The 12,681-nt window shown below is 33.8% G+C and carries 13 protein-coding genes; 11 read left to right on the forward strand and 2 right to left on the reverse strand.

The genetic code is table 11. The features are described from left to right. Positions 1-58: 58 nt before the first annotated feature. The gene (locus D9842_RS03540) at positions 59-1,267 is read right to left on the reverse strand and encodes a nucleotidyltransferase (RefSeq protein WP_121664928.1); all 1,209 of its coding nucleotides are present in this window, start codon (positions 1,265-1,267) and stop codon (positions 59-61) included. A 370-nt stretch (positions 1,268-1,637) separates the two neighbouring features. Between D9842_RS03540 and D9842_RS03545 the strand changes: the two genes are divergently transcribed. The 4 genes from D9842_RS03545 to D9842_RS03560 all read left to right on the forward strand — a co-directional run bounded on the left by D9842_RS03545 (position 1,638) and on the right by D9842_RS03560 (position 4,395). Next, the gene (locus D9842_RS03545) at positions 1,638-2,156 is read left to right on the forward strand and encodes a YceD family protein (protein WP_121661310.1); all 519 of its coding nucleotides are present in this window, start codon (positions 1,638-1,640) and stop codon (positions 2,154-2,156) included. 89 nt (positions 2,157-2,245) lie between these two features. After that, the gene (gene rpmF / locus D9842_RS03550) at positions 2,246-2,419 is read left to right on the forward strand and encodes a 50S ribosomal protein L32 (protein ID WP_026560479.1); all 174 of its coding nucleotides are present in this window, start codon (positions 2,246-2,248) and stop codon (positions 2,417-2,419) included. Positions 2,420-2,734: 315 nt separating this feature from the next. Further along, the gene (locus D9842_RS03555) at positions 2,735-3,508 is read left to right on the forward strand and encodes an enoyl-CoA hydratase/isomerase family protein (RefSeq protein WP_121661311.1); all 774 of its coding nucleotides are present in this window, start codon (positions 2,735-2,737) and stop codon (positions 3,506-3,508) included. A 203-nt stretch (positions 3,509-3,711) separates the two neighbouring features. Further along, positions 3,712-4,395 (forward strand): RsfA family transcriptional regulator, encoded by a 684-nt coding sequence (locus D9842_RS03560; protein ID WP_121661312.1) that lies wholly within the window; start codon positions 3,712-3,714, stop codon positions 4,393-4,395. Between the two features lie 85 nt (positions 4,396-4,480). Here D9842_RS03560 and D9842_RS03565 read toward each other — a convergent pair whose 3' ends face one another. Then, entirely contained in the window at positions 4,481-4,948 is a 468-nt protein-coding gene (locus D9842_RS03565) for an N-acetyltransferase (protein ID WP_121661313.1), read from the reverse strand. Between the two features lie 361 nt (positions 4,949-5,309). On the opposite strand from D9842_RS03565, the gene D9842_RS03570 reads away from it, so the two are divergent. The 7 genes from D9842_RS03570 (at position 5,310) to D9842_RS03600 (ending at position 12,660) form a co-directional block, all read left to right on the forward strand. Beyond that, complete coding sequence (locus tag D9842_RS03570) at positions 5,310-6,194, forward strand: 2-dehydropantoate 2-reductase (protein ID WP_121661314.1); 885 nt, start codon at positions 5,310-5,312, stop codon at positions 6,192-6,194. Beyond that, on the forward strand, positions 6,191-6,583 hold the full coding sequence (locus D9842_RS03575; protein WP_121661315.1) for a DUF3397 family protein: 393 nt from the start codon (positions 6,191-6,193) through the stop codon (positions 6,581-6,583). Before D9842_RS03570 ends, D9842_RS03575 begins: the two co-directional genes overlap by 4 nt. A gap of 138 nt (positions 6,584-6,721) precedes the next feature. Beyond that, complete coding sequence (bshC, locus tag D9842_RS03580; RefSeq protein ID WP_162987286.1) at positions 6,722-8,350, forward strand: bacillithiol biosynthesis cysteine-adding enzyme BshC; 1,629 nt, start codon at positions 6,722-6,724, stop codon at positions 8,348-8,350. A gap of 125 nt (positions 8,351-8,475) precedes the next feature. Next, positions 8,476-8,907 (forward strand): division/cell wall cluster transcriptional repressor MraZ, encoded by a 432-nt coding sequence (mraZ, locus tag D9842_RS03585; protein WP_098799612.1) that lies wholly within the window; start codon positions 8,476-8,478, stop codon positions 8,905-8,907. A gap of 119 nt (positions 8,908-9,026) precedes the next feature. Then, complete coding sequence (gene rsmH / locus D9842_RS03590; RefSeq protein WP_121661317.1) at positions 9,027-9,959, forward strand: 16S rRNA (cytosine(1402)-N(4))-methyltransferase RsmH; 933 nt, start codon at positions 9,027-9,029, stop codon at positions 9,957-9,959. A gap of 32 nt (positions 9,960-9,991) precedes the next feature. Next, the gene (gene ftsL / locus D9842_RS03595; protein ID WP_121661318.1) at positions 9,992-10,354 is read left to right on the forward strand and encodes a cell division protein FtsL; all 363 of its coding nucleotides are present in this window, start codon (positions 9,992-9,994) and stop codon (positions 10,352-10,354) included. A 113-nt stretch (positions 10,355-10,467) separates the two neighbouring features. Beyond that, positions 10,468-12,660 (forward strand): penicillin-binding protein, encoded by a 2,193-nt coding sequence (locus D9842_RS03600; RefSeq protein ID WP_121661319.1) that lies wholly within the window; start codon positions 10,468-10,470, stop codon positions 12,658-12,660. Positions 12,661-12,681: the final 21 nt, after the last annotated feature.

Genomic DNA, 12,681 nt, shown 5'->3' on the forward strand with positions numbered 1-12,681 from the left:
AGAGGTCAACTTAGAATTTGAGATTACAAAAGGTTAAGTTTAAATAATTCTATAGCTATTATCTCACTCTAATAGGTGGAGTTGAGAACTCTTCTTTTAACCGCTTCGTGCGAATTGGTTCATCATAAATCATTTGATAGGCATGTGCAGCTTTAATATCCAAATCCAGCAATGGATGGTCAAAAGAAGTAACTTTAGATATTAGCGGCAGCATTAATTGTTTTTTTATATGACTTAAATAAGCCTGACCTTCTGTAGACATCCCTAGAAGTCTAACATATGGTGATGTTTGGCCTTCATTCATACATTTCATTTGTTCTTTTGTTGTGTTAGTTAATATATGAGTACATAGTCTTTGAAGTCTTGTCCATGTATAGCGTTTTGTTTTTAACGATTCCATAAACTCTTGGAAACTTAAAGCACTTTGAATGCATCTTTTTATTCTATGCTCTAATCCTTCTTCAACTTCGTAAATTGAACCAATTTCCTTGGTTGTCATCGTCATAATCCGATATTTTAATAATTGAAAATAAAGTTCCCAACGGTGTAAGTGATAATCTTTTTTGTTTTCTTGAAGGAGTTGTAAAGTGACTTCAGGTACATAACTTTGAATGTGATGATTTTCTGAAAATAATGCTTTACGAATACTAGTTGCACTTGCAATTGTAGGTGATCGAAACTGCTCATCATGATAACCTGCAGAGGTACGTTTTATTGTTAAAGGCTCTATGTTTGAATGCTGCTTAAGAATTGCGCGAACATAATAAAACCCTAAAATATTGTTAGGTAATGAAAGATCTAATAATTCTTTATCACCGTTCAAATTCTTGTATGCCAGAGTTAATGCATTCGGATAACTAACCCCAGTTTTTACATAATGTTGGATTAAGTCTTCATATTCTGCCTTTGATTGTTCTAGAAAATGATTTGTGGAAATAAAAGGATTGATATCTCCTAATTCACTGCCGAAGCATAAATGATCACAACCTAAAGCATCAAGAATAGATACAGCACCACTAGCAAATGTTTCTGCCTTTTGCGTTGCAAATGCGTAAGGTAATTCTACAACAAGATCAACACCACAATATAAGGCCATTTTTGTACGAGTCCATTTTGATACAATTGCTGGTTCTCCCCTTTGTAGGAAATGACCACTCATTACAGCAATTACAACAGAAGCATTTGACTTTTTAATCGATTCTCTCAAGTGATATAAATGACCATTATGAAATGGATTATATTCAACAACTAGACCTACTACACTCATGTAATCACCACTCTTATTCATTCTATTATTTTCCTATGGGTAATTTTTATAATATTATAGGGTATAAAGAACAATCTATAAACCTTTGGAAGGAAATTATCATCTAAGATAGCCAATAAATCTTACCTATTATTAACGATTTCAGAGTAAGCAATATAATTAAAGGTGAAAATATATAATAATAATCCTTTAAAAACGAAAAGTAAGCTTGTTATTACAACACAAAATTTAAATAGGGTATCAACATTATTAAGATGGTTTTGTTTTGAAAATAAAGGTTTATCATGTATACTTACACTGTAAAGAAAAAATATTGACAAATATAATTGCGAAGGCTATAATTACCTTTGTTGCCTTGAGGTGATACGATTTGAAATGGACAATTAGTCAACTACATCAATTACAAAGCAAGGGATTAAAATTTGATGAAGAAATTGATTTAAGCGATTGGATCAAAAGTCAATCTGACATTCGTGATATTTCGCCAGTAAATGTTAAAGGAAGAGCCGATATAAGCTCGACTAAAGTAACATTCCATCTGTCAATTTCAGGTTCAATGGTTTTACCTTGTTCACGAACATTAGTGGATGTTCCGTATCCATTTTTAATTGATACAACGGAAACATTTTTATTAAAACCCGCAGACTATGAAACGTCAGAGGATTTCTATTTACCGGAGGGTGAAATCGTTGATTTAACTCCTTTAATAAAAGAAATTCTTCTTGTAGAAATTCCGATGCAGGTATTCTGTGATGATGTAAGAAATGAAGAAGGGGCAGCTCCACAATCTGGTAGAGACTGGGAAGTTATTTCTGAGGAAGATCAACAAAACAAGGTTGATCCAAGATTGGCTGGACTAGCTAAATTCTTCGAAAATGAAGAAAGCTAATGATTTTTTGTATAGCTTAAAAAGCAATTGAGCCGATGCGTTTGTATCGGTTTCACAAATGCGTAATGCTCTTTAAGGAGGTGGGAATAATGGCTGTACCTTTTAGAAGAACTTCTAAAACGAGAAAACGACTACGTCGTACACATTTTAAATTACAAGTACCTGGTATGGTAGAATGCCCAAACTGCGGTGAAAGCAAACTTGCTCACCGTGTATGTAAAGCATGTGGAACATACAAAGGAAAAGACGTTGTAAGCAAATAATAATTTGTTTCAACGAGGCGTAAGGACATTGTTCCTTACGCCTTTTATTTTTCTATAGATTTTCCCTCACTTCATATTTTCACTCACCCCCTGAGATTTTTCCGTTTCTTTACGTAGTAGTTAATTCAGTTATTGAGTATAAGTGCATAAAACTTTTATGTTTCCTTTCAGACCGCTAATCGTCGAGCTTTTAATAAAGAAACAACTTTTTGTTGTGTTGCATTTAAAAATTTTATCTAATAGATAATAAGGGACCTAAAGCAACAAAGAGTATTTTTCCTGAGTTTAAATTTTTAGATGGGAGGGTATGGAAGAATGAGTAAGTTAATTGTAAGTGAATTTGAGGATGGATTGGTTGAATTACGCCTAAACCGACCAATTAAGCATAATGCAATTGATTACGCAATCATGGATGAAATAAAGAGATATTTACAGTCACTTAAAGCAAAAAAGAACTTAAGAGCGCTAATATTAACAGGAGAAGGGGATAAAGCGTTCTGCTCCGGTGGTGATGTTAAGGCTTTTCAGCATCTTAAAACAAGGGATGAAGCATATTTTATGCTATCTAAAATGGGTGATGTTCTTTATGAACTCATGACTTTTCCTTTACCTACATTCGCTTTAATAAATGGAATTGCTTTAGGTGGAGGGTGTGAAATTGCAACTGCGTGTGATATTCGAATTGCGAGGAAAGGTGCTACTCTTGGCTTTATACAAGGTCAATTATCTATTACTACAGGTTGGGGGGGTGCAACACTGTTATATGAAAAGCTTTCATACGAGCAGGCAATTTCCTTTTTATATTCAGCAAAAAAAATATCAGCAAACGATGCAGAACATATGGGGTTTATACAAAAGACTGTTTCTGATGAAAATTATAAAGAACTAGGCTATTTATTTATTAAAGAATCACTAGTTAATGACCCAAATGTTTTGAGAGCTTACAAAGCAGTGAAGGTTAGTCAATGGGAACAATCGAATTTATATTCTCGTATGATGTCAGAGATTAATCGTTGTGCAGAGCTCTGGTCTTCTGAGCAGCATCATCAGGCAGTATCTGCCTTTCTTACAAGAAAAGAGAAGAGCTAATAAATCTCATACTCATAACTGTTACATACAATTTCTACCATATCAAGTATGGTGGTCTAGTTAATTGTGTCATTCATACTTATTAAGCATATTCATTCCCCGTCCTAGTACACCTTTTTTCTAACGTAATAGAGTGTATTTAGTCTATCTACTCTACTAGCTGCATATGTATAGAAAAAAAGTGACTATTGGAGGGAATTTAAATGACAACTACGCGTCAAGATGCATGGACACATGATGAGGATTTATTATTAGCAGAAGTGGTATTAAGGCATATTCGAGAAGGGGCAACACAGCTCGCTGCGTTTGAGGAAGTAGGTCGTAAATTATCTCGTACAGCGGCAGCTTGTGGATTTAGATGGAACTCTCATGTTCGTAAACAGTATAAAACAGGAATCGAGGTTGCAAAAAAACAAAGAAAAGAGTTGCGAACTCTTAATTCACAGGAAAAAGTAGATGAGCAAAAGGAAGTTCAAGTTCATGTAAAAGAGCCTGCTTCAGAGGTGGAACATACAGAATCTACACAACCCACTCAATTATCTCAACCAACTCAATCAAACCAACCTAGTTCTAATTCGAAAAATGCTATTAAGGACCTTATTTCGTTCCTTCAGCAGTATGAAGACGCTCCTTCCATAAAGGAGGTCCAAGAAGAAAATCAGCAATTGAGAAATAAAATTCAAGAATTACAAAATGAAGTTGAAAAGCTGCAAGATGAAAAGCAGTCTTTAACAAATCATTTACAGGTTGTCGAAGAAGACTACCGCGCGTTAATTGAAATAATGGATCGTGCAAGAAAAATGGTTATTTTACAAGAGGATGAAAGAAGTAGGAAAGTTAAATTCCAAATGGATAAAAACGGAAATCTAGAAAGAGTGGAAAAGTAAAAAAAGTTCACTTGTAAAAATTAAAACAGCTCATGTAGGGTCACTTTCCCTTTCATGAGCTGTTTTTTTAGTTAGCTTTGAAAATTTATTCTTGAATAGTAACGCCACTTGGATACCAAACTAAAGGGTTTTCTCCTTTATCTCGATCCATATCATATTTTACAGGCTCAAATTGCATTTTTGACCAAAAATCACTGGATTTGACTCTTGGGTTTGTTTTGATTGGTAGGTTAAATGATTTTGCGTATTCCACCAACGCTCTTCCATAACCCTTTCCTTGATAATTTGGTAATACTTCGAGTTTCCAAAGTTCTAAATAATCCTGTTTAGGTTCAAAATATTGATCAAATTTCATGTCAACACGGTATAAGCTCATTCTTGCCACTAGCTTGTCACCGTAATAAATCCCATAAAACGGTGAATCACTGTCATTTTCAATAATATTTGATTGAAGATCCTCTAACATTGAAAGTTCTTGAATACCATATTCTCTAAATTTTTTAAATTCTTCCAGGGTTTTGTAATTTACTAACAATCTCTCAACTTTTAACATACCTTTTCCCCCTTGGTGCAAATTCTACAATAATAAAATTAAAATTAAATTCACATGATAAAAAGACTATTTTCAGAGTGTTTGTTGTTTGATTATTTATAAATCCTCTAATCATCAAAGTCGCAATTATTTTAGACAACAAACCTTTTAATGTAAGTCTTTATAAGATATTGTTATTATACCATGGTGAGTGTAAATAGTGGTATGATTTAGTTAACGCTTACACAAAATTAGCTAGAATTGTCAAACAAGCAAAATCCTAGTAAAATTACTGCTGGTTTTGTTATGATGTTGATTAAGAGTGAATGATTTGTTAAGTATATATTGGCTTTAAGGGGCCTTATTTCAGAAGGTGAAGCTCATGGAAATTGGAATTATTGGTTCTGGATCACTAGGGTTACTTTATTCATTTTACCTTTCAGAAAACAATAAAGTTACTTTATATACCAGACGGGAAGAACAAGCAAGTAAAATTAATAAGCATGGTATTACGTTGGTTCAAGGAAATTCAGAAATGAAAAAGAACGTGGAAGCAACATTTGAGAAAAATTATAAAGAGCCAGTTTTAATAATCACTGTTAAGCAATACAGTCTTAAGCCAATTATTGATACTTTAATAAGACTTTCTCCACGAACCATTATATTTCTTCAAAATGGCATGGGGCATTTGCGTTTTCTAAAACACTTGTCTCATCATAATCTTATATTGGGTATATCTGAACATGGAGCACTAAAAGTAAGTGACTCTGTTGTACAACATACAGGAAATGGAATAACAAAAATTTCATCGTATAAAGATTGTGAAATGGATGTAATGAACCAAATAATAAGAAATCACTCAGAAGTTTTTCCTTTTATACGTAAATCTGATTGGGAAAGAATGTTGAAAGAGAAATTAATTGTCAATGCTACCATTAATCCTCTAACAGCACTTTTTAGAGTCAAAAATGGAGAACTTATAACAAACCCTTATTTTCATAAACTTTTTTATGAACTTTTTGAAGAAGTGGCCGACCTACTTAAAATAGAGAATAAAGAGTTATCTTGGAAACAAGTGAAAACAATATGTGAAAATACCTCGGAAAATAAATCTTCTATGTATAAGGATATTTACAATGGTAGACAAACTGAAATTGATTCAATTCTCGGATATATGATAGATCTTTCTAATGGAAAAACCTGTCCTCGTATTTCATTCCTGTATCAAGCAATCAAAGGGATAGAGATAGGAAAGGAGGGCGTATGAGCAGTTTTTTTACTTGGATTGTCTCAGTAGCGATCACGTTACCGATATTGAGTTTGTTATTCATTTATTTTCTTGTTCGAATTTTTGTTAGAGGAAAAAAAACAATTTTGTGGACTGTTGATTTATCAACAGTAGTTTTCATATTATCAGTGCACTTTCATTTATTAACCATATTTAAGCAATCATTTCTTCTATATATTATCTTACTACTTACTTTGTTAGCACTGGTTGTCTATTACTTTGAGTATAAAGGTTCGAGGGAGCCTTCTATATTTATGGCTATTAAAAAAATGTGGAGACTTTCATTTTTACTTTTTTTCATAAGCTATGTAGGTCTTACCATTGGTGGTATTTTAACAGGAGTTTTTAAAAGTGCATTCGTATTATAGTTTTGTTCATTTAAAAAGAACTAGAATTCAAGCAAAGGTTTTTTGTTTCATTTCCATAAGTGCTATACTCACCTTGTTACATTTTACAATGGACATAAATGACAACATATGACTTTAATCAAGAAAGGAAGTTTATATATGGAGATAGTTGAACTCTCCCTGCGCTCTTCAAATCAATTTATTAATGACTTAACTGAGAAAAAGTTGCATGTTGAATCTTTTTTTGATTATAACCTTCATTCAACTTCTCTTTTTAGAGAAAGAGCTGAAGATTTAAGAGAACGTACTTATCAACGTGAAGAGCTTGCAACATACTTAAAAAACTACACCAACCGATGTTTAAACAGTGATGAAAAAACATTAGAAAACATAGAACGATTGAAAAATCCTGATAGCCTTGTAGTTATTGGAGGGCAACAGGCAGGTTTGTTAACTGGTCCTCTGTATACAATACATAAAATTATTTCAATCATTGTACTTGCTGAGAAAGAAGAAAAGGAATTAGGTGTTCCTGTTATTCCTGTTTTTTGGATCGCTGGTGAGGACCATGACTTTGTGGAAATCAATCATGTTTTTATAGAGAAAAATCAAATAGCGAAAAAGCTTGCAATCAAGGATTCACCAATAAAAAAACAACCTGTTTCACAACTTGAGCTTAACAAACAAAAAACATTTGATTGGATTGACCAAGTTTTTGAGGCTTTTGGAGAAACAGATTATTCCAATCAATTGATTTCTAACTTAAAGCAATATGCTGAAGAGTCTTCAACATATGTTGAATTTTTCGAAAAAATAATCATGGATCTTTTCAAGGATAAAGGGCTTATTCTGATTAACTCAGGTGATCATGAGCTTAGAAAGCTGGAAAAATCGTACTTTAAATCAATTCTAGAACAAAATGAGAAAATTTACGACGCGGTAAAAGAACAACAGCAAAAAATGCAATCTTTCGATTATCACCCTATTATAGAAATGACAGATAACAGTGCTAATCTATTCTACCATCATGATGGGGAGCGTTTCCTTCTAGAGAGAATTAGTCATAATGAGTATGAAGTAAGTGAAATTGGACTTACTATTACCAGAGCGGAACTTTTTGATCTGATTGAAACGAATCCTGATAAATTTAGTAACAATGTCGTGACAAGGCCATTAATGCAGGAATATTTATTTCCTACATTAGCCTTTATTGCAGGTCCAGGTGAAGTAACATATTGGTCTGAATTAAAGGGTGTTTTTTCATTATTTGATATAAAAATGCCACCGGTTCTTCCAAGGCTGCAATTGACTATTTTAGAAAGAGCTATAGACAGAAACATAAAGGAAACAGGTGTGGAATTAGAGACAGTGCTGCAAGAAGGTGTAACGAATTCAATGAACAATTTTCTCAAGGAAATGTCTCCGGTTGATATGGCCCCTTTAATTGAGGAAGCTAAAAAAGAAATTTCTGAGATTCATACTAAGTTGGTTGATGCTGCAATGTTAATTGATCAAAGCTTAGAGCCAATGCTAAAAAAGAATGGTCATTTTATTGAGGAACACCTTGATTTTATTTATAAAACTGTTGAAAATCGGAAGAAACAACAGCATAATGTTCAATTGTCAAAGTTTAAATCAATTGAACAATCATTACTTCCAAATTTACATCCACAAGAGAGAGTTTGGAATATTTATTACTATTTAAACAAGTTTGGACCAAATTTTGTAGGAGAATTGCTAAACTTGTCATATTCCTTTAATGGAACACATAAAATTGTCAAAATATAAATAAAAGTTTTTTGAAAATCCTGTGAATACAGGGTTTTTTTTTTATGAAAACAAATGTAGAATAAAGATGTGGAGATAAGTGGGGGGAAGTGGTGAGTTAAGGGGAGAAAGTGGGGACAACGAACATGTTTATGGGAGAATACCATCACACCATTGATATAAAAGGCAGAATGATTGTCCCATCAAAATTTAGAGATGGACTAGGAGAAACATTCGTTTTAACGCGTGGCCTGGACCAGTGTTTGTTCGGTTATCCTATGAGTGAATGGAAAATAATTGAAGATAAGCTAAAGAATCTCCCGTTAACTAAAAAAGATGCTCGTGCATTTACCCGTTTTTTCTTTTCAGGTGCGACTGAATGTGAGCTTGATAAACAGGGTCGTGTAAATATCGCAACACCACTTCTGCAGTATGCAAAACTAGAAAAAGAATGCGTTGTTATCGGCGTTTCAAATCGGATTGAGCTGTGGAGTAAGTCCATTTGGGAAACTTATGTTGCTGAGCAAGAAGATTCTTTTGAAGAAATTGCGGAAAATATGATTGATTTTGATATATAATAATCTTCTTTTTAGCAAAGAATGAGTAGAAAAATGGACAAGCTAAGAATAGTCCAATATTTTAGGGGTAGATTCGTTACTTCCTTCTAACTGAAACAGATTTGAAGAGGTGGTACAACATGTTTAAACATACAACAGTGTTACTAAAGGAAACGGTAGATGGCTTAAATATTAAGGAAGATGGTATTTACGTTGATTGCACGCTTGGAGGTGCAGGTCATAGTAGCTATCTGCTTTCACAGTTATCAGAACAAGGGCATCTAATCGCCTTTGATCAGGATGATACAGCGTTAGAAAACGCGAAAGAAAAGCTTGCTAATTATAAAGGTAAGGTAACCTTAATCAAAAGTAATTTTCGTTACCTTTCTGAAAAACTTGCTGAAATAGGAATCGACAAAGTAGATGGTATTTTATTTGATTTAGGGGTTTCATCCCCACAGTTAGATACGCCTGAACGAGGGTTTAGTTATCATCATGATGCACCGTTAGATATGAGAATGGACCAGCAATCAGATATTTCAGCATACGAAGTGGTAAACACGTGGACTTATGAACAGCTAGTGAAAATATTCTTTCGATATGGTGAGGAGAAATTCTCTAAACAAATTGCGAGAAAGATTGAAAGTCACAGAGAAACTCAGCCAATTCGAACTACCGGTGAGTTGGTTGAAATTATTAAAGAGGCAATTCCGGCACCTGCACGCCGAAAAGGTGGACACCCTGCCAAAAGGATTTTCCAGGCAATAAGAATTGCTGTAAATGATGAATTAAAAGTATTTGAAGAGGCAATTGAACAATCAATTGAATTGTTAAAGCCTGAAGGAAGAGTAAGTGTTATCACATTCCACTCTTTGGAAGACCGTATATGTAAAACTGCCTTTAAAGAAGCGGCAACACCACCGGAGTTACCTAGGAATATGCCATACATTCCAGAAGGGTATGAGCCTAAAATAAAGATTATTACTAGAAAACCTATTCTTCCATCAGAACAAGAATTGGAAGAAAACAATCGAGCAAGATCAGCTAAGCTAAGAATTGCTGAAAAGGTCTAAGAAGAATAAGATTTTTTAAGGAGGTTATTAAAATGAGTAATTTAGCCATGAAAATAGAACAACAACGTCAGGAGCAGCTAAATCAATCCCCTAAACAAGAACCTATTATTAGAACAAGAAGAGCTTCAATAACCCCAGGTGAGAAATTCCTCATTTTATTATTTGTTTCTCTCTTTGTATTAGGAGCTATTACAATTGTTGCGAACTCCTATAATGTGTATCAAGCTAATATGGAGATTCAAAAAACTGAAGCTAAAATTCAAGAACAAACGAAATTAAACAGTGACCTCCATGTTCAAGTAGAAGAGTTAAGTACATATGATCGTATTTGGGAAAAAGCTAAAGAATTAGGGTTAACATTAGATCAAAACAATGTGAAAAGTGTGCAAAATTAATAAAGAATCAAATAAAAGGGACTAAGCCGTGTAAGTTTCATATGGCTTAGTCCTTCAATCTATTCTATCCATTTACGGTTAAAGGTGGTATCATACACCATAGGAGGTTTTCTATGAAATTAACGCATAAAAATATAAACATGAATAGAGGCGCTGCATTATTAGCGTTGATTTTTGGTTTGCTATTTTTAGTTATTTTTGTTCGTTTCTTTTATATTCAATCAACTGGAACTGCACATGGTCAAGCACTTGCAGCAAGAGCTGAAGAACTCTATGAAAGTCAAAGAACTATTGAAGCATCAAGAGGGTCAATATTAGATCGTAAGGGTGAGGTTATTGCAGAAGACAAGTCTTCTTATAAACTCGTTGCAATCCTGGACGATCAAATAACAACAGATCCTGATAATCCAGAGCATGTTGTTGATGTAGAAGAAACGGCACAAAAGTTAGCACCTTTATTAAATATGGAAGAAAATGAAATAGTAGAGGTTTTATCAAAGGATTTATACCAAGTTGAATTTGGATCTGCAGGTAGAGACATTAGTCATACTTTAAAAGAGGAAATAACAAAATTGGAGCTTCCTGGTATTACGTTTATTCGTGATACACAACGGTTTTATCCTAATGGAATCTTTGCCTCGCATTTAATCGGATATGCGCAAAAGCAAGAAGCAACAGGTGAGACGGTAGGAATGATGGGCCTGGAAAAAACATTAGAGAAATATCTCCATGAAGAAGATGGCTACATAAAATTTGAAAAAGATCGCTACAACTGGAAGTTACCAACAAGTGACGATGAAATCGTAGCTCCGAAAAATGGTCAAGATGTGTATTTAACCATTGATCAGAAAATCCAAACCTTTTTAGAAGATTCTATGAATCAAGTAGTTGAAGAATATTCACCAGAGAAGATAGTAGCTGTTGTAGCTGATCCGAAGACCGGAAAAATACTAGCTATGGCTCAGCGACCGAGTTTTGACCCAAATAAAAGGAACATTACGTCTTATTACAATGATGTCATCTCATATCCTTTTGAACCGGGGTCAACGATGAAAATCTTTACTTTAGCAGCAGCAATTGAAGAAGGAGTCTATAATGGAAATGCAACATTCCAATCTGGTTCTTATGCGGTAGGACCATCTGTTGTACGTGACCATAAAAGAGGCGGTTGGGGGACTATCAGCTTTAATGAAGGTGTACAAAGGTCATCAAATGTTGGTTTTTCAATTCTTGCTAAAGATTTGCTTGGAACTGATCGAATGTATCAATACCTAAACAAATTTGGATTTACGAAAAAAACTAATATTGATTTGCCAAACGAAGCTGAAAGTAAAATAAACTATAATTATGAGATTGATAAGGTATCAACTGCATTTGGACAAGCATCAGCCTTTACTCCGATCCAGCTCGTACAAGCAGCAACAGCAATTGCGAACAATGGTAAAATGATGAAACCTTATGTTATTGATAAAATAGTAGATAAAGATTCTAATGAAGTTGTAAAGGAAAATAATTCAAAGGTTGTTTCTCAACCAATTACTGAAAAAACTGCAAAAGCAACACTAGATATTTTAGAAACTGTTGTAAGTTCAGAAAATGGTACGGGAAAACCTTATAGCATTGAAGGGTATCAGGTTGCTGGAAAAACAGGTACTGCACAAATGCCAAATCCAAATGGAAGAGGTTATTTATCAGGAAATGACAACCATATCTTTTCGTTTTTAGGAATGGCACCAAAAGATAATCCAGAGCTTATTGTATATGTAGCTGTTCAGAAACCGAAGCTTGAAGGACAAGCTGGTTCTGTTCCAGTTTCAATGATTTTTAATACTGTGATGAAAAACAGCCTTCAATATTTACAAATTGAACCTACAGAAGAACTTGAACCTGAAACACAAACAAAAACTTCAAGTGAAGACACGGTGCTTCCTGATTTAGTAGATGCAAAGTTTGCTGATGCTAACAATCAATTGAAAAAGTTAGGTTTAACGCCAATTATTCTTGGGAATGGACAAAAAGTTATTGCTCAATATCCTGAAGGGGATACTTCAATGATGTTAAATGAAAAAGTCTTTCTAAAGTTATCTGAAGAAGTTAAAATGCCAGATTTAACAGGTTGGTCTAAACGCGATGTCATGAAACTAGGAAATATAATGAATATTTCTGTCAATGCAGAAGGATCTGGTTTCGTTATAAAACAGAGTATTAAGAAAGATAGTGTATTAAAGAAAAGCGATGTTTTGACGATAACACTGGGTACAGAAAATGATGAAAAACAGCCTGAAGAAAGCAATGAACAAGAATAAAATGAATGGTAGGATTGATCT

This window comes from Metabacillus litoralis (assembly GCF_003667825.1).
Classification (GTDB): domain Bacteria; phylum Bacillota; class Bacilli; order Bacillales; family Bacillaceae; genus Metabacillus; species Metabacillus litoralis_B.